The organism is Bradyrhizobium sp. BRP19, assembly GCF_020194195.1.
Taxonomy (GTDB): domain Bacteria; phylum Pseudomonadota; class Alphaproteobacteria; order Rhizobiales; family Xanthobacteraceae; genus Bradyrhizobium; species Bradyrhizobium yuanmingense.
This window is the reverse complement of the sequence record NZ_JADYVZ010000001.1, coordinates 255,040-272,521: the sequence shown is the minus strand read 5'-3', so window position 1 is coordinate 272,521 and position 17,482 is coordinate 255,040. Positions and strand designations below refer to the sequence as shown.

The 17,482-nt window shown below is 64.7% G+C and carries 12 protein-coding genes; 9 read left to right on the top strand and 3 right to left on the bottom strand.

All coding sequences use genetic code 11. The features are described 5' to 3' along the window. Positions 1-7 precede the first annotated feature (7 nt). Positions 8-1,288, top strand: a complete 1,281-nt coding sequence (locus I6F36_RS01280) for a lipoprotein-releasing ABC transporter permease subunit (RefSeq protein WP_036010095.1) — start codon at positions 8-10, stop codon at positions 1,286-1,288. Positions 1,289-1,295: 7 nt separating this feature from the next. After that, positions 1,296-2,000: an ABC transporter ATP-binding protein gene (locus I6F36_RS01275; RefSeq protein ID WP_109143602.1), complete on the top strand. Its 705-nt coding sequence runs from the start codon at positions 1,296-1,298 to the stop codon at positions 1,998-2,000. Positions 2,001-2,092: 92 nt separating this feature from the next. On the opposite strand, the gene I6F36_RS01270 is transcribed toward I6F36_RS01275, so the two are convergent. Next, positions 2,093-3,172 (bottom strand): zinc-binding alcohol dehydrogenase family protein, encoded by a 1,080-nt coding sequence (locus I6F36_RS01270; RefSeq protein ID WP_192893193.1) that lies wholly within the window; start codon positions 3,170-3,172, stop codon positions 2,093-2,095. A gap of 111 nt (positions 3,173-3,283) precedes the next feature. Here I6F36_RS01270 and I6F36_RS01265 point away from each other — a divergent pair, with 111 nt between their 5' ends. Further along, the gene (locus I6F36_RS01265; protein ID WP_109143604.1) at positions 3,284-4,057 is read left to right on the top strand and encodes a helix-turn-helix transcriptional regulator; all 774 of its coding nucleotides are present in this window, start codon (positions 3,284-3,286) and stop codon (positions 4,055-4,057) included. Positions 4,058-4,228: 171 nt separating this feature from the next. Beyond that, positions 4,229-7,378 (top strand): GAF domain-containing protein, encoded by a 3,150-nt coding sequence (locus I6F36_RS01260; RefSeq protein ID WP_225170914.1) that lies wholly within the window; start codon positions 4,229-4,231, stop codon positions 7,376-7,378. Between the two features lie 50 nt (positions 7,379-7,428). Here the strand turns inward: I6F36_RS01260 and I6F36_RS01255 are convergent, their stop codons facing one another. Together I6F36_RS01255 and I6F36_RS01250 are read right to left on the bottom strand one after the other, a co-directional pair. Continuing rightward, positions 7,429-8,748 (bottom strand): hypothetical protein, encoded by a 1,320-nt coding sequence (locus tag I6F36_RS01255; RefSeq protein WP_225125187.1) that lies wholly within the window; start codon positions 8,746-8,748, stop codon positions 7,429-7,431. A 159-nt stretch (positions 8,749-8,907) separates the two neighbouring features. Further along, positions 8,908-10,314: a PLP-dependent aminotransferase family protein gene (locus I6F36_RS01250; protein ID WP_225125339.1), complete on the bottom strand. Its 1,407-nt coding sequence runs from the start codon at positions 10,312-10,314 to the stop codon at positions 8,908-8,910. Positions 10,315-10,428: 114 nt separating this feature from the next. On the opposite strand from I6F36_RS01250, the gene I6F36_RS01245 reads away from it, so the two are divergent. The 5 genes from I6F36_RS01245 to I6F36_RS01225 all read left to right on the top strand — a co-directional run bounded on the left by I6F36_RS01245 (position 10,429) and on the right by I6F36_RS01225 (position 17,432). Further along, the gene (locus I6F36_RS01245; RefSeq protein ID WP_036025271.1) at positions 10,429-10,890 is read left to right on the top strand and encodes a carboxymuconolactone decarboxylase family protein; all 462 of its coding nucleotides are present in this window, start codon (positions 10,429-10,431) and stop codon (positions 10,888-10,890) included. A 41-nt stretch (positions 10,891-10,931) separates the two neighbouring features. Beyond that, positions 10,932-11,570 carry an HD domain-containing protein gene (locus I6F36_RS01240; protein ID WP_225170913.1) on the top strand — a complete coding sequence of 213 codons (639 nt, stop codon included), beginning with the start codon at positions 10,932-10,934 and terminating at the stop codon, positions 11,568-11,570. A 554-nt stretch (positions 11,571-12,124) separates the two neighbouring features. After that, the gene (locus I6F36_RS01235; RefSeq protein WP_225124086.1) at positions 12,125-12,847 is read left to right on the top strand and encodes an outer membrane protein; all 723 of its coding nucleotides are present in this window, start codon (positions 12,125-12,127) and stop codon (positions 12,845-12,847) included. Between the two features lie 446 nt (positions 12,848-13,293). Then, a complete protein-coding gene (dnaE, locus tag I6F36_RS01230) occupies positions 13,294-16,797 on the top strand; it encodes a DNA polymerase III subunit alpha (RefSeq protein ID WP_225125189.1) in 3,504 nt (1,167 codons plus the stop codon). Between the two features lie 272 nt (positions 16,798-17,069). Further along, entirely contained in the window at positions 17,070-17,432 is a 363-nt protein-coding gene (locus tag I6F36_RS01225; protein ID WP_036010067.1) for a DUF2846 domain-containing protein, read from the top strand. The last annotated feature ends 50 nt before the right edge of the window (positions 17,433-17,482 follow it).

The following is a 17,482-nucleotide window of genomic DNA, read 5'->3' as shown; positions in this document are numbered from 1 at the left end:
TCGAGCGATGGATGAGACTATGACCGAAACCGTGCAAACCGCGCCTTTCGCGCCCTTCGAGTGGATGCTGTCGGCGCGCTATTTGCGGGCGCGCCGGAAGGAAGGATTCATCTCGGTCATCGCCGGGTTCTCCTTTCTCGGCATCATGCTCGGCGTTGCGACGCTGATCATCGTCATGGCCGTGATGAACGGCTTCCGCAAGGAGCTGCTCGACAAGATCCTGGGCCTCAACGGCCACATCCTGGTCCAGCCCCTGGAATCGCCGCTGACCGACTGGAAGGACGTTGCCGACCGCCTCAGCCAGGTCGAGGGCATCCGGCTCGCGGCGCCGGTGGTTGACGGTCAGGCGCTGGCGTCATCGCCTTGGAACGCCTCGGGCGTCCTGGTGCGCGGCATCCGCTCCGACGATCTCAACAACCTCACCTCGATCGCCAAGAACATCAAGCAGGGCTCGCTCGAGGGGTTTGACGAAGGGCAGGGCGTTGCGATCGGCCGGCGCCTCGCCGATCAGCTTTCGCTGCATGCCGGCGACAGCATCACGCTGGTGGCGCCGAAGGGCGCAGTGACGCCCATGGGAACGACGCCGCGCATAAAACCGTACAAGATCGTCGCGGTGTTCGAGATCGGTATGTCCGAATACGATCTCGGCTTCGTGTTCATGCCGCTTGCCGAGGCGCAGGCCTATTTCAACCGCAGCAACGACGTCACCTCGATCGAGGTGTTCACGACCAACCCCGACAGGATCGACGCCTTCCGCAAGGCGGTGACGGAGGCGGCGGGCCGGCCGATCTTCCTGGTCGATTGGCGGCAGCGCAACTCGACCTTCTTCAACGCGCTCCAGGTCGAACGCAACGTGATGTTCCTGATCCTGACCATGATCGTGCTGGTTGCCGCGCTCAACATCGTCTCCGGCCTGATCATGCTGGTGAAGGACAAGGGCAGCGACATCGCGATCCTGCGCACCATGGGCGCCTCGCAGGGATCGATCATGCGGATATTCCTGATCACGGGCGCTTCGATCGGCGTGGTCGGCACGCTGGTCGGCTTCTGCGTCGGCCTCGTGATCTGCGTCAACATCGAATCGATCCGGCAATTCCTCTCCTGGCTGACCTCGACCGAGCTGTTCTCGCCGGAGCTCTACTTCCTGTCGAAACTGCCCGCCGAGATCGACGTCGGCGAGACCACGGCCGTCGTCATCATGGCGCTGACGCTGTCGTTCCTGGCGACGCTCTATCCGTCGTGGCGCGCCGCGCGCCTCGATCCCGTCGAAGCGCTCCGGTACGAGTGAGGGACTGATGGAGCAGCAGCAGGGGGCAGAAGATGTACCGGTCATTTATCTCCACGAGATAAAGCGGCAGTACTTGCAGGGCGAGGTGCCGCTGACGATCCTCGACGGCGCCAAGCTGGCGCTGTGGGCCGGCCAGTCCGTCGCCCTGGTGGCGCCGTCGGGCTCGGGCAAGTCGACGCTGCTGCACATCGCGGGGCTGCTGGAAGCCCCCGATTCCGGCGAGGTCTATGTCTCGGGCGCACCGACTTCGCAACTGCCCGACATCGAGCGCACCCAGCTGCGCCGCACCGATATCGGCTTCGTCTACCAGTCGCACCGGCTGCTGCCGGAGTTCTCGGCGCTCGAGAACGTCATGCTGCCGCAGATGATCCGCGGCCTGAAGAAGTCCGAGACCGTCAAGCGTGCCAAGGAGATCCTCGGCTATCTCGGCCTCGGCGACCGCATCACCCATCGTCCGGCTGAGTTGTCCGGCGGCGAGCAGCAGCGCGTCGCCATCGCCCGTGCAGTAGCCAACGCGCCGCGCGTGCTGTTTGCGGACGAGCCGACCGGCAATCTCGACCCCGGCACCGCCGAGCACGTGTTCCAGGCCTTGATGCAGCTGGTCAAGGCGACGCGCGTGTCGATGCTGATCGCGACCCACAACATGGAGCTCGCCGGCCGCATGGACCGGCGGGTCTCGCTGTCGAACGGCCAGGTGGTCGAGCTCGACTAAAGAGCTCGAAAACAACCCCATGCACAGTAGCCAAGTGCTTGGTGAGACTTCCGAAAAAAATCGAAGACGGCGGTCCGTCGCCGCCTCACAATTCAGGGCCTGATCACCGTCAATTTGAACGGTCCGCCATTGGCGGCAGCATGCGCCACGGCTTCGTTGGCGTGGTCGAGATCGAAGGTCTCTGTCTCGTACTCTTCCAGCCGCAGCAGCCCGGCACGCACCAGTGCGATCAGGCGGCTGGCCGCATCGGGCGGATACATCCAGACGCCGTGGATGCTGATGCAGTTGCGCATGATCCAGGGGTAGGGCAGCTCGAGGCCCGGCCCGCCCGCCATGCCGACGCCACCCATCAGCACGACGCGTCCGTAAGCGCGGACCGTCATGACTGCCGCGCGCACGACAGTCGGGCTCACCGAGGGCGGCATGATGTCGAAGACGCAGTCGATCGGCCCCGGTGCGGCGCGCTTCATCGTCTCACGGTCGTCGTCCTCGTCACCCGAGAGCTTGACCGGCTTCACCCGCGCCCCGAAGCGGCGGACGAGGTCGGCGAGGATCCGTTCGTTGCGGCCCGGCGCGACCACGCAGGCTGCGCCCATCGCCAGCGCGACGGAGACGGCGGCGCTGCCGAAATTGCCGGTGGCGCCGCTCACCAGCACGGTCTCGCCCGGGCGAAGGTTTGCCGCAAGGAAGCCGCCATAGGGCACCAGCAGCGTGCCCAGCGCGCACCATTGTGTCGCCTGCTCGGACGTGATCGGGCCGAGGGGTTTGACGTTCTCGGTCGGCACCCGCATCTGCTCGGCGAAGGAGCCGTGGCGAAAGTGCTGTTGCAGGCGCATGCCGCCGGGTCCCGCGGCGGTCAGGCCCTGCAGGGCGATATCCGGCGCCGCGGCGTCATCGCGCGAGCGCACTGTCGGATCGCAGAACACCCAGTTGCCGACGGCAAGCCTGGTCGCGTCCGGACCGATCGCGCGCACGCGGCCGATGCCGCCTGGGCCTGGAATGATTGGCAGGTCGAGCGCGTAGTTGCGCGTCCCGTCGAAGACCTCGTTCATGTAGGACAGCACGCGCGTCGCGACGACGTCGACGATGACCTCGCCGGTGCCGAGCACCGGTTCGGGGACAGTCTCGATCGCCAGCGGCGAGCCGAAGGATTTGAGTACGGCAGCTTTCATGATGTTCACCTCGAGGTCGGGTGAAGTCCGTATGCGCTGCCCTGGCGGAAGTCAGGAAGGCCTGGTATTATCCTAGTATTTCATAGGCCCTCCATCGCCGGGACACCCGCCATGGTCGATCCACGCCGCGTTGAATTCGGGGACTTCCTGAGGTCCCGCCGCGAAAAGCTGTCGCCGAAGGCGGTCGGGCTTCCGGTGGGCCGGCGCCGGCGCACCGCGGGGCTGCGCCGCGAGGAGGTTGCGCAGCTCGCCGGCATCGGCGTCGACTGGTACATCCGTCTCGAGCAGGGCCGCACGGTCAGCCCGTCCGTGACCACCGTGGATGCGCTGGCCCGGGCCCTCCGTCTCAGCAAGGCCGAGCACGCCCACCTCAAGGCGCTGGCGCGCGAGCCCGCAAGGAGCCCCTTCACCCGCGAGATCGTGCCTCCGCCCATTCGTCGCATGATCGAGAGCCTGCATCAGCCGGCCTACATCACCGGCCGGCGCTGGGACGTGCTGGCCTGGAACGATGCGGCCGAGGAGGTGTTCGGGTTCGGGCGATTGCCGGAGCAGGATCGCAACACGCTGCTTCTTATGTTGACGAACAAGCAGACGCGAAAATCCTATGGCGCCGGCTGGACCGACGTAGCCAAGGCGATGGTGGCGATGTTTCGCGCCAATCACGACGTCTGGGCCGGCGATCCCGCCTTCACGGAGCTGCTGACGCGGCTGCGCGAGAGCAGTCCGGAATTCGTCGAATGGTGGGAGGCGCACGACGTTCGCAGCACCATCTCGGGCCGCAAGACCATGAACCATCCGACCAAGGGCGTGCTGCACTTCGAGCACACCAGCTTCCAGGCCAATGACGATCCCGCGTTGAAGCTCGTGATCTATACGCCGGTCTAAGCCCGCCGTTGTTGAAGACACTTGACCACCTGCATCGCGCGCTGGGCCGAGCAGGACCCGAGAGGCGTCTTGATGCTGAGCCGCCCCTCGCGCCGGGAACCGAAGGCCCCACCTACAGTTACTGTCTCATCATTGTGCAGGTGGAGCGAGGGACGTGTTCGGGGTTGACCGATGACGACAGCGACCGGGGGATCCTCGGCCGACCGCAACGCCGTCTTGGCCACCCTCGGCGATCATATTCGAGAGATCGGCAGCCCCGACGATCTCGCCTATGCGGCGGCCGAGCTGCTTGGCCGCAGCCTCAATGTCAGCCGGGCAGGTTACGGCACCGTCGACACCTCCGCCGAGACCATCACGATCGCGCGCGACTGGAATGCGCCTGGGATCTTGAGCCTGGCCGGCGTGCTGCGCTTTCGCGACTATGGCAGCTATATCGAAGACTTGAAGCGGGGCGAGACGGTCGTCTGCGCCGATGCTGAAAAGGACGCTCGCGTCGGCGACCGCGCCCGAGCTCTCGAGGCGATCTCGGCGCGCGCATTCGTCAACATGCCGATTTCCGAGCCCGATGGGGTCGTGGCGCTGCTCTACCTCAACAATGCCACGCCGCGCGAATGGACCCCGGCGGAGCTCGAGCTCATCCGCGAGGTTGCCGAACGCACCCGCACCGCCGTTGAACGTCGCCGCGCCGAGAGCGCGGTGCGCGAGAACGAAGCGCGACTCCTCTTCCTGGACGCTCTCAACAAGGAAACGGCCAAGACGCGCGATGCAGACGGCGTCATGGCAGTGACGACGCGAATGGTCGGTGAGTATCTCGGCGTCTCCAACTGCGCCTATGCCGACATGGATCCCGATCAGGACGGCTTCACCATCCGCGGGGATTGGGCTGCCCCCGGTGCGATGCACATAGTGGGGCACTACAGCCTTGCCGACTTCGGCGAGAAGGCGGTGCGAGAGCTGGGCGCCGGCCGCCCCCTCATCATCAACGACAATCTGAAGGAGATCGCCCCCGAGGAAGCCGCCACCTTCCAGCGCATCGGCATCGGTTCGACGATCTGCATGCCCTTGGTGAAGGAGGGGCGCCTGACCGCCTTGATGGCCATTCATCACCGTGGCCCGCATCTTTGGACGCCGCGCGAACTTGCCTTGCTCACCGAGGTGACGGAGCGATCATGGGCGCACATCGAGCGCGTCCGATCGGAGCAGGCGGCGCGCGAAGCTGCCGAGCGGCTCGTCCTCGCCAACAAGGCCGCCGGAATCGGCACCTGGGACTACGATCCGGTCAACGACATTCTTCGATGGGATAACCGCTGCAAGGAGGTGTTCGGTCTCTCACCGAATGCCGAGGTCAGCTATGAGGGCTCATTCCTGAAAGGCATTCATCCCGACGACAGGCAGCGCGCTCATGAGGCCGTCTCGACCGCGTTACAGCCCAATTCTCCGGGAAGCTACAACATCGAATACCGGACCGTCGGCATCGAGGATGGCGTCGAGCGCTGGATCGCCGCAACGGGCCACACGATCTTTTCTGACGGCCACGCCACGCGATTCATCGGGACCGTGCTGGATATATCCGCGCAAAAGAAGACCGAGCGTCATCTGAGGATCCTCAACGACACGGGGGCATCAGTTGCCCGCGAACGCGATCTCGAGAGGATCGTGCAGATCGTGACGGATGCCGGCGTCGAGCTGACGGGCGCCCAGTTCGGAGCCTTCTTCTACAACGTCCTGGCCGCGGACGGCGGCAGCTACATGCTGTATTCGCTGTCCGGCGTGCCGCGATCCGCTTTCGAAAACTTCCCGATGCCGCGCGCCACCGCCGTGTTCGAGCCGACCTTCAAGGGCACGGGCGTGGTGAGGTCGGACGACATCCTGCAAGACCCGCGCTATGGCAAGAATGCGCCGCGGAAAGGCATGCCCGAGGGCCATCTTCCGGTCCGGTCCTATCTGGCGGTCCCCGTGATCTCGCGCAGCGGCGAGGTGCTCGGTGGGCTTTTCTTCGGTCATGCGGAGGTCGGTCGATTCCACGAGGAGCACGAATCCGCATTGCTCGGCATTGCCGGCCATGCCGCGACGGCCATTGACAATGCCCAGCTGCTGACCAGGCTCGAAGCGCTCAATGCCGAGCTGGAGCAACGTGTCGCCGACGAGATCGCCGAGCGCATGAAGGCCGAGGAGCAATTGCGGCAATCGCAGAAGATGGAAGCCGTCGGGCAATTGACCGGGGGGATCGCCCACGACTTCAACAACATGCTGGCCGTCATCCTCGGCAGCTTGAATCTCGCCAAACGGCGGCTCGGCAAGGGCGAGCTCAACATTGACCGCTTCTTGGATAGTGCAACGGATGGTGCGAACCGTGCCGCCACGTTGACGCAAAGATTGTTGGCGTTCTCGCGGCAGCAGCCTCTTGCGCCCGAGGTCGTGGACATCAACAAGATGGTCGGTGAGATGAGTGAGCTGCTCGAGCGCTCGCTCGGCGAGCTCGTCCGTCTCGAGACGGTCCTCGCGGCTGGCCTTTGGCGCGTCAAGGCAGACCCTGCCCAGCTCGAAAGCGTTCTCGTCAATCTTGCTGTCAATGCACGCGATGCCATGCCGAAGGGTGGCAGGCTGACGATCGAAACCGCCAACGCCTCGATAGATTGGAAATATGCCCGCGAATACGCGCTGCAGCCCGGGCAGTACGTGCTCATTGCGGTGACGGACAACGGCACGGGCATTGCGGCGGACGTGCTGGGAAAGGTCTTCGATCCGTTCTTTACGACCAAGGTCGTCGGCAAGGGGACTGGGCTCGGCCTCAGCCAGGTCTACGGCTTCGTGCGGCAGTCGGGCGGCCATGTCAAAATCTATTCGGAGGTGGACGTCGGCACGACCGTGAAGATCTATCTTCCACGCTTCGCGGGCGAGGAGCCTGTCTCAACCCCGTCGCACGGCGTGCTGCATCCCGGTGCAAGTCCGCAGAGCGAGACCATCCTCGTCGTCGAGGACGACGAGCGGGTCCGCGGCATCTCGTCCGAAAGCCTGCGCGAGCTTGGCTATACCGTCGTCGAGGCCGCCAGCGCCCGGGAGGCGATCGGCAAAATCGAAGGCGGTTTCGTTCCGGATCTGCTGTTCACCGACGTCGTCATGCCCGACATGACCGGTGCCGAACTCGCGGCCGAGCTGTCGAGACGATACCCGGATCTGAAAGTGCTGTTCACCACCGGCTACACGCGCAACGCGATCGTCCATAATGGCGTGCTCGATGCCGGCAAGCATTTGCTGTCCAAGCCCTTTGCGATCGAAGACCTGGCCGCCAAGGTCCGCTCCCTGCTCGATGAGGGTTGAATGAATGTTGCGTGTTGAATCGCCCGCCCGGGGCGATGTCCGACGTCATTTCAAGGCGACGGAGCGGGCCGAGGGTTTGTGCTGACGGTCAGTTGGGGGGCGGGCGTCCAAGGGCTCTCGGGCCAATGAACTGCCTGCCAGGGAGCCGCTTTCCCAGGCGTCGTCGGCCAGGAGCTTGTCGGGCCCGGCGTCGGCAATGCGCAGGATGCCTTGAGCCGAGCCCATTGTGACGGCAGGCCCGCCAGGTCGAGCTCGAATGTCATGATGTCCGTCTTGTCGTCCGCGATCGGCGTGCTTTCGCGGACATGCAGGGAGCGGGAGGCCAGTATCGCCTTGACCATGTCGGGGTCGATGTTGCTGCGCCAGACCTCGTGCTTGCCGGTCCGCACCGGAGATCCTCCGGCCGTCTTCTCCTTGTCGGCATCCGCCGTGATCAGGATCGTGCTCTTGCCGGTGGCCGTTTCGTCGACCTCGGCCGCAAATGTCAGCGGTGCGCCCTTGCTGCTTTCGCAAGACAGGCGCAGCTCCATCGTTCGGAACGCGGAGCCGTTCGCCTTCTTGGCGGTCGCGATCTTGCGGATGAACGGCCGGGCCTCTTTCTCCAGCGACCAGTTTGTCTCAGCGAGCGGTCGCGTGTCGATGCCGAAACCGTGGAGCTCGGATCGCGTCAGCACGTGCAGGCTTTCGAATTTCACCGTCCGGATCAGCGAATCGAGCTCGCGACCAATTCCCATCGCGGCGATGAACGCGGCGCGATCGCGGTCGGCGGCAAGGAGCCGGCGGCGCCTGTATTCCGCGACTGCCGCCGGATCGGGCCGTCCGTCGAAGGCAAGCACCAGCTTGGAATTATGGACCGCTATTGCGGCGTCGGGGGCGACCTCGCGCGATGCCGCCCCCAGAAACAGGTATGCGCAGGCCGAGTTGCACATGGCGCGGGTCGTGGTGAGCTCGGCCTCGACCTCGCCGCTTGCGTTCTTGAGCTTCAGGCAGGCGGCATCCACCTGCGTGCCCGCGGCGCAGGCGGTCGCGATCGTCCGGCCGACCCTGGCAATCGCCTTGCGGCTGCGCAGCAACCGCGCGATCGCGTAAGACTGCTCGACGTTGCCGCCTGGCGAATGGAGATAGATCGGACGCTGCAGGTCCTTGACCGCGGCGAGGAAGCGGCGAATGCGCAGCGCAGCCTCCCGATCGATTTCGCCCTCGATGGCAATCCAGCGATCGCAGCCCGGGCCACATGCATCGGGTGGCCCCTTGGCGAGATAGATCGTCAGCCTGGAGGCGAAGCCGGCTTTCTCGACCGGCGTTGCTTCGGCACGCAAAGTGCCCGGAAGCAGAAGCAAGGCAAGGAGGAGCAGGATACGGACATGCATGCAGCAAGCGACCACGCACGGCGAGGAAGAGGTTCGACCCTATATGAGAAACGCCGTTATCACAACTTTTGATGGGCCGGCCGGTGCACGCTTATTTCGTTCACCGGCCACCGCCAGCAACGCATCCATGCGCGGCGTGCTATCGTCCGTCAGTCAAGATCACGTCAGACGATCGATGATTTGCAACAGTCGATCGCAGGACGCCTCAATTCGTTTGAGCGGAGACGTTGCCACGCCGAGCAAAAGTCCCGGGCGCACTGGTCCGTTCGACGCATACCAGAGCGACAGCGGCGTAGGCGCAAGTCCCATCCGTGCTGCTTCCCTGGCGATGGCCAGGTCGGGTGCTCCGTCCGCCAATTGCAGCACCGCCGCCAACCCGGCAAGCGCAATGTTCGCAGTGCGCGCGCGAAGGTACTTCAGCAATGCATCGCCTTGTGCAGCGTAAACCCGCTTCGTGCGCCGAAGATGCCGCAGATAATGGCCCTCGCGCATGAAGTCGGCCATCGCGCGCTGCACCGCCGGCCCAGGCGCGGGCGCAAGGCACGCAGCAGCTTCGGCAAATTGCGACGCCAGGGCGGCCGGTGCGACGACAAAGCCCAGCCGCAGGGCAGGCGTCACCGTCTTGCTGAAAGAGCCGATGTGAATGACGCGGCCGGCGCGGTCGAGCGATGCGAGCGCCGGCGTCGCCCGGCCCTTGAGCTGAAGCTCGCTGAGATAGTCATCCTCGATCACCCATGCCTTGCTTTGCGCTGCCCAGTCGAGCAGCCGTGAGCGCCGCACAAGCGACAATGTGGAGCCGAGCGGCGCCTGCTGGCCCGGTGTCACGACCACCAGTGCCGCATCAGGAGCATGTTTCATGCCGTAATCGACATCGATGCCGTCCGCATCAACGGGGATCGGCGCAACCGACAATCGCGCGAGCGCGAGACCCTGCCGGGTAAAGGGAAAGCCAGGGTCCTCCATCCAGGCCTTCTTCTGCTCGAGTCCGAGGACGCGGAGCGCCAAGCCAAGGCCGCCGCTGAAACCGGCAGTGACGATGATCTGGGACGGCGCGCATTCGATCCCGCGCGCCAGCGCGAGGTAGGCCGCGATCTCGCGCCGCAACGCCAGCTCGCCGCGTGGATCCGGGTAGATCGCCGGTGCGCTCACCTCCGCCCGAACTGCCTGCGCGCGCATCCGCGCCAGCAATGTCCCGGGAAGGGTCTCCTGCGCAGGCACGCCCATCTGGAAGATCGCGGGCCCCGCCGTCAGCTCCTGGTACATCTCCATGAACGAGCCGGGCGACGGGGCGCTGTCCCGCCTTACTGGGAACGGGGGCCTGTCGGCGACATGGGTTCCAGTCGCGCGGCTTGCGACGATCAGTTGGGCGGATGAGAGCTTTTCGTACGCCACCCGTACGGTGCCGCGGGCGACGCCGAGTTGGGCGGCGAGATCCTGCCAGGAGGGCAGGCGTGCGCCGGGGGCGAGAACGCCGCTTTCGATCGCGGTCCTGATCCCCTTGTGGATCTGCTCGGCCAGCGGCGTCTTTGCAGATCGATCGAGCTCCAGATGCAGCGGCCTCGTCATGCCTGCGTGGTACACGAGTTTTGTACGTTCTTGGTGCTTTTTTGTGGACCAGTGCAGGGGCACCTAAGGGGGCAAGAGGGAGGGTTCATCCCCCGATCATCAAGGAGCAGGCAGATGAGCGAACGGCTCAACTACAATCACGTCGCACCGGCAGGTATGAAGGCGCTGGGCGGTGTCTACGGCTACGTCATGCAGAGCGGACTTCCCGCGACGCTTGTCACCCTGGTCTATCTTCGCGTGTCGCAGATCAACAATTGCGCCTACTGCCTCGACATGCATACACGCGACCTGCTGAAGAGCGGCGTGAAAATCGAAAAGATCGCGCTGGTCCAGGCCTGGGCCGAGGCGGGCCATCTTTTCGACGAGCGCGAGCGTGCGGCTCTCGCATGGGCCGAGACGATCACCCGCGTCGCCGAGACCAACGTCCCGGATGAGGCCTATCAAGCCGTTCGCAAAGTCTTCAGCGAGCGCGAGCTGGTCGATCTCACGATCGCGATCAGCCTGATGAATGCGTACAATCGCATGTCGATCAGCTTTCGAAATACGCCGCAGGCCGCGCTCGAGGAGGCCGCCTGACCCGAAGGGAATCAGCCGAAACAGAAAGCAGGAACCTGAAAATGACGAGAGTGATCTCCGGCGTCAAAATTCCCGACAGCCAACTGGCTCGCGAGGCCGCCGAGCTGGTGCGCAGTTACGAAGACGAGATGTTGTTCAACCATTCCGTTCGCGTCTACGTCTTCGGCGCGATGACGGGATTGCGCCAGAAGCTGAACTTTGATTCCGAGCTTCTCTATGTCGCGGCCCTGTTTCACGACCTCGGCCTCGTCGATCACTACCATACCGCGACCAAGCGGTTTGAAGTCGACGGTGCCGATGCAGCGCGCGAGTTTCTGCGGGCACGCGGCATCGCTGATTCCCAGGCCGATCTGGTGTGGGAGGCCATCGCCCTGCACACCACGCCCGGCATTCCGCAATATATGAGACCGGAAATCGCGCTCACCAACGCAGGCGTTCTGGTGGATGTGGTGGGCATCGGGTATGATCATTACACACCGGAGCAGCGCGAGCAGGTGATCTCGGCGTTCCCGCGCGGTGACTTCAAGAACGAGTTCGTGAAGGTACAGACCTGCTCGGCGCTGAAGAAACCGCAGACGACGTTCGGGACGGTCAACTTCGACTACATCGCAGATCACGATCCGAGCTTCCAAAGGCCGAACGCGTGCACGCGGATCCGCAATGCGCCCTGGCAAAGCTGAGCAGACGCAGCGCGCTCATCGCAGGGCTATGGCATTTGAGAGCTGTTCAGCCGTTCCTGCGACCATCCTTCGAGATGTCCGCTTCAGGCGGGCTTTTCAGGTGAAAGACGGTGTGTGAGGCTGCAGCTTCCAAAAGGCACTGTCGCTGATTGGCCTCATCACGCAGACGACTCTGATCGCGTATGGGGTGTCGCTTTGTCCGGCGAAGTACGCGCGGAGGCGAGCTAGCGATTGACGCGCCCACGAATGTGATGAAAGCGAGCGAAAAGATGGCGACAATTTGGATGAGGAACTTATTCGCATTCGCCTCTATCACGCGAATGTGCGCGCGACGATGTTGCGCGCGCATGCAGCTTGTCTCGCCTCGTCAACATTGAAACTGCTGCAAAACCCCTTGTTTGATAGGGTGTCCGCGATGCTCGATTAACATTCGTTAATGAGCAAAGTCCTTTCGATCACACTGTGGCGCCGCGGCTACAGCAATTCCGTCGATCGCTGTTATGACGACCCACGGCCGGGGGGCCCACTACTGAAGAAACTGGAACGGGAATCAAATGAAGAAGAATTTGTTGCTTGCAGCTGTCAGCCTGGTCGCGCTTGGTGCGACTGCGCCGGCACTTGCGGCTGATCTCGCGGCACGGCCCTACACCAAAGCACCGCCCGCGGCGATCGCTGCGGTGTATGACTGGAGCGGCTTCTACATCGGTATCAACGGCGGCGGCGGTTCGGCTGACACGTCGTGGGATCTGGTCGGCTTCGGTCCGGAAGGCTCCCACAATTCGACCGGCGGCACCGTCGGTGGCCAGATCGGTTACCGCTTTCAGTCCGGCCAGTTCGTGTTCGGTCTCGAGGGCCAGGGCAACTGGGCCGACTTCTCGGGTGACAACATCAGCGCAATCACCGGTTTGCGGAACCGGACGCGCGTCGATGCGTTCGGTCTGATCACAGGCCAGGTTGGCTATGCCTGGAACAACGTCCTGCTCTACGCGAAGGGCGGTGCGGCGGTCGTCAGCAACAAGTACGACGTCTACAGCGTCGTGACGGGTGCGAATCTCGACCGGGCCGACGAGACCCGCTGGGGTGCCACGGTTGGCGCGGGCCTGGAGTTTGGTTTTGCTCCGAACTGGACGGTCGGCGTCGAGTACAACCACATCTTCCTCGGCGACCACAACGTCACCTTCGCCAGTGGCGCTGTCGAACGCATCGGGCAGGACATCGACATGGGTCTCGTCCGCCTGAACTACAAGTTCGGCGGCCCGATGATCGGCCGTTACTGAGACTGACCGCTCCACGTGAGTGGCTGACGAAAGCCCCGGCCTCGGCCGGGGCTTTTTTGCTGTTTGTCTTCAGCGAGTTAACCATCTCCTTTCGGCGGCTTCCGGATCGCTTGACTCCATAGAACGAAATGAGAACAATGTTCTTCATACGTTCCAACAAGGGAGCCGGCCATGTTCAGGGTTTTCGTGGAAGAAGCCGCCGCACTGGCGTCCATCACGCTGTTCGTCGGGATGATCGCGATCTGGGCCCAGGTCATTCCGCAGCTGTAGGCCGGCTTTCTCCGACCTCTTGGGGAAAAGCGGGACGACGCGCCCAAGCGGCCGCTCCGGCGTGGACTCTCAAGCTGTGAGACCCCACCATTGAGAGGCGAGTCGGCCGCGAGTGCATGATGCCTTGAGGCGCCGGAGACCGCTCCATCTCATCTGCAAGAGGCCGTCACGCGACCATGCCGAGCGCCGGATTTGTTCACCTTCACGTTCACTCGGCCTATTCGCTGCTCAAGGGCTCGATCAAGATCGCCAAGCTCGCCGAGCTTGCCAAGAAGGACCACCAGCCGGCGCTGGCGCTGACCGACACCGACAATCTGTTCGGCGCGCTGGAGTTCTCCGACAAGATGGCGAGCTCCGGCATCCAGCCGATCGTCGGCTGCGAGCTCGCCATCGATTTCGGCGATCAGGATCCCAACGCGCGCAACGCGATGGGACCCTCGCGCGTGGTGTTGCTCGCCGCGCAGGAGCGCGGTTATCGCAGCCTGATGCGGCTGAACTCGCGCGCGTTTCTGGAATCGCCGGACAGCCATGCTCCGTTCATCAAGCTCGACTGGCTCGAGGGCGAGACCGAGGGCCTGATCGCGCTGACGGGCGGGCCGGACGGGCCGATCTCACTGGCGCTCGCCGGCGGCATGGCCGAGCTCGCCGGGGCGCGGTGCGAGCGTCTGGCTGCTCTGTTCGGCGACCGTCTCTACATCGAATTGCAGCGCCACAACGCCGAGAAGGAGCGGCGCGTCGAAGGCGGCCTGATCGACATCGCCTACGCCAAGGGGCTGCCGCTGGTTGCGACCAACGAGCCATATTTCGCGACCACCGACGATTACGAAGCGCATGATGCGCTGCTCTGCATCGCCGGCGGCCGGCTGATCGCCGAGACCGACCGTGTGCAGCTGACGCCGGATCATCGCTTCAAGACGCGCGCCGAGATGGCGGTGCTGTTCGCCGACATTCCGGAGGCGCTGGCCTCGACGGTGGAGATCGCCGAGCGCTGCTCGTTCCGGCCGATGACGCGCAAGCCGATCCTGCCGTTCTTCACCGTCGGCGCCGCGGCGAGCTCGGACGCAGCCGCGGTCGAGGCGGCCGAGCTGAAGCGGCAGGCGGAGGAGGGGCTCGCCAATCGTCTGCGCGTGCACGGCCTCTCTCAGGGCACGACGGAAGAAGACTATAACAAGCGCCTGGCGTTCGAGCTCGACGTCATCATGCGCATGAAGTACGCGGGCTACTTCCTGATCGTGTCCGACTTCATCAAATGGGCCAAGGCTCACGGCATTCCGGTCGGGCCGGGCCGCGGCTCCGGCGCAGGCTCGCTGGTGGCGTGGGCGCTCACGATCACCGACCTCGACCCGATCAAGTTCGGCCTGCTGTTCGAGCGCTTCCTCAATCCGGAACGCGTCTCGATGCCGGACTTCGACATCGACTTCTGCCAGGACCGCCGCGGCGAGGTGATCAGTTACGTGCAGCAGCGCTACGGCCGCGACCAGGTCGCGCAGATCATCACCTTCGGTACGCTGCAGGCGCGCGGCGTGCTGCGCGACGTCGGCCGCGTGCTGCAGATGCCCTACGGCCAGGTCGACAAGCTGACCAAGCTGGTGCCGCAGAATCCGGCGGCGCCGGTGACGCTGGCGGCCGCGATCGAGAGCGAGCCGAAGCTGCAGGCGTTCCGCGACGAAGATCCCGTGGTGGCGCGCGCCTTCGACATCGCCCAGCGTCTCGAAGGCCTGACCCGCCACGCCTCGACCCACGCGGCCGGCATCGTGATCGGCGATCGCCCCTTGAGCGAGCTCGTGCCGCTCTACCGCGATCCCAAATCCGACATGCCGGTGACCCAGTTCAACATGAAATGGGTCGAGCCGGCGGGCCTCGTGAAGTTTGACTTCCTCGGCCTGAAGACGCTCACCGTGCTCGACGCCGCCTGCAAGCTGCTCAAGCCGCGCGGCATCGATGTCGATCTCGCCACGCTGCCGATCGACGATGCCGAGAGCTATCAGATGCTGGCGCGCGGCGACGTGGTCGGTGTGTTCCAGGTTGAAAGCCAGGGCATGCGGCGGGCGCTGATCGACATGCGCCCCGACCGTTTCGAGGACATCATCGCGCTGGTCGCGCTCTATCGGCCGGGCCCGATGGCGAACATCCCGACCTATTGCGCGCGCAAGCACGGCGACGAGGAGCCGGAATATCTGCACCCCGTGCTGGAGCCGATCCTGAAGGAGACCTTCGGCGTCATCATCTACCAGGAGCAGGTGATGCAGATCGCGCAGGTGATGTCGGGCTATTCGCTCGGCGACGCCGACCTGCTCCGCCGCGCCATGGGCAAGAAGATCCGCGCCGAGATGGACAAGCAGCGCGACATCTTCGTCGCGGGGGCGGTGAAGAACGGCGTGCCGAAGGGGCAGGCCGAGACCATCTTCGAGCTGCTCGCGAAATTCGCCGACTACGGCTTCAACAAGAGCCACGCGGCGGCCTATGCGCTGGTGTCCTACCACACCGCATACATGAAGGCGCATTATCCGGTGGAGTTCATCGCCGCGTCCATGACGCTCGATCTGAACAACACCGACAAGCTCTCCGAATTCCGCTCCGAGGCGCAGCGCCTCGGCATCAAGGTCGAGCCGCCGAACATCAACCGGTCGGGCGCGACCTTCGAGGTCGGCGAGAACACGATCTACTACGCGCTCGCCGCGCTCAAGGGCGTCGGCATCCAGGCGATCGAGCAGATCATCGCGGAGCGCACCCGGGGCGGCCTGTTCACCTCGCTCGCCGATTTCGCCGCGCGCGTCTCGCCGCGCGCGATCAACAAGCGCATCATCGAAAGTCTCGCCGCCGCCGGCGCCTTCGACACGCTGGAGCCGAACCGGGCGCGCGTCTTTGCCGGTGCGGATGCGATCCTCGCCGCCTGCCAGCGCGCGCATGAAGCTGCGACCATCGGCCAGAACGACATGTTCGGCATGTCGGCGGATGCGCCGACCATCATGCTGCCGCAGGTCGAGCCATGGCTGCCGGCCGAGCGGCTGCGCCGCGAATACGACGCGATCGGCTTCTTCCTCTCGGGACATCCGCTCGACGATTACGCGACCGTGCTGAAGCGGCTGCGGGTGCAGAGCTGGGCCGAGTTCTCGCGCGCCGTGAAGACCGGCGCCACCGCCGGCAAGGTTGCCGCGACCGTGGTCTCGCGCATGGAGCGGCGTACCAAGACCGGCAACAAGATGGGCATCATGGGGCTGTCCGATCCCACCGGCCATTTCGAGGCGGTGCTGTTCTCGGAAGGCCTTGCGCAATATCGCGACGTGCTGGAGCCGGGCGCGGCCGTGCTGCTGCAACTCGGGGCCGAGCTTCAGGGCGAGGACGTCCGCGCCCGCGTGCTGCATGCCGAGCCGCTCGATGATGCTGCGGCGAAGACGCAGAAGGGGCTGCGCATCTTCCTGCGCGACACCAAGCCGCTGGACTCGATTGCCAAGCGTCTCGCCGGGCCCGAGATGGCGGCTTCCAACGGCGGCGCGCCGAAGGTCGGCAGTCCGGGCATCGCACCGCGCGGAAACGGCGACGGCGAGGTCTCGCTGGTGCTGATGCTCGACCTCGAGACCGAGGTGGAGATGAAGCTGCCCGGCCGCTTCAAGGTCTCGCCGCAGATCGCCGGCGCGATCAAGGCGGTGGCAGGCGTCGTCGACGTGCAGCAGCTTTAGCTTCTCCGCCACGCGTTCCGGTTTTTGCAAAGTCGTCACAACTGCATCGGTTGCAACCCTGCGCTGATTCCGACTAGCATGTCCCGGGGAATGGAATGGGGCGTGTGATGCTGCGACAGGTTGCGTTGTTGCTGGCCGTTTGTGCCATGCTGACGGGGTGCGTCAGCAATCAGGTTGGGACGGACTTTGCGTCGGTGTCGAAAAAGGTTGGTCCTCCGCGCGCGGGGCACGCGCGTGTGGTGTTCCTGCAGGATAAGAGGAGCGGCCTGAGCATGGCTATTTGCGCCTGCGAGGTGAAGCTCGACGGTGCGCCGCTCGGAAAAGTCGTGGCCGGAAAATACGCCTATGCCGATCGGCCTGCCGGGCGTCACGACGTGCTGCTCACCGAGCTGATGTTTCCGGGCGAGACCAAGCGCGAGATCGTCATGGAGGCAGGCCGGACGCATTTCTACCTGATCAAGAGCAGCCCCCGGCACGATGCGGCCATGGGCGGCGCCGTGCTCGGCGGTTTGGCCGGACTTGCGGTCGTGTCCGTCGCGACGGCGGGCGAGGCCAATCTCGGTCCGGGCGAGCTCGTCGCGCTGGATGAGGCAACCGCGCGGACGAAGCTCGCGGAGCTGGAAGCCGTCGAGTAGGGCGCGCGGTACGACGACGTGCCTCTGATCGCGCTGGCGCAGGGGCTCTT

Bases quoted from the DNA above. Each gene is read 5' to 3' on its own strand.
- I6F36_RS01280 (WP_036010095.1), top strand. From the start codon at position 8: ATGGATGAGACTATGACCGAAACCGTGCAAACCGCGCCTTTCGCGCCC.
- I6F36_RS01275 (WP_109143602.1), top strand. From the start codon at position 1,296: ATGGAGCAGCAGCAGGGGGCAGAAGATGTACCGGTCATTTATCTCCAC.
- I6F36_RS01270 (WP_192893193.1), bottom strand. From the start codon at position 3,172: ATGAAAGCTGCCGTACTCAAATCCTTCGGCTCGCCGCTGGCGATCGAG.
- I6F36_RS01265 (WP_109143604.1), top strand. From the start codon at position 3,284: ATGGTCGATCCACGCCGCGTTGAATTCGGGGACTTCCTGAGGTCCCGC.
- I6F36_RS01260 (WP_225170914.1), top strand. From the start codon at position 4,229: ATGACGACAGCGACCGGGGGATCCTCGGCCGACCGCAACGCCGTCTTG.
- I6F36_RS01255 (WP_225125187.1), bottom strand. From the start codon at position 8,748: ATGCATGTCCGTATCCTGCTCCTCCTTGCCTTGCTTCTGCTTCCGGGC.
- I6F36_RS01250 (WP_225125339.1), bottom strand. From the start codon at position 10,314: ATGACGAGGCCGCTGCATCTGGAGCTCGATCGATCTGCAAAGACGCCG.
- I6F36_RS01245 (WP_036025271.1), top strand. From the start codon at position 10,429: ATGAGCGAACGGCTCAACTACAATCACGTCGCACCGGCAGGTATGAAG.
- I6F36_RS01240 (WP_225170913.1), top strand. From the start codon at position 10,932: ATGACGAGAGTGATCTCCGGCGTCAAAATTCCCGACAGCCAACTGGCT.
- I6F36_RS01235 (WP_225124086.1), top strand. From the start codon at position 12,125: ATGAAGAAGAATTTGTTGCTTGCAGCTGTCAGCCTGGTCGCGCTTGGT.
- dnaE (WP_225125189.1), top strand. From the start codon at position 13,294: ATGCCGAGCGCCGGATTTGTTCACCTTCACGTTCACTCGGCCTATTCG.
- I6F36_RS01225 (WP_036010067.1), top strand. From the start codon at position 17,070: ATGGCTATTTGCGCCTGCGAGGTGAAGCTCGACGGTGCGCCGCTCGGA.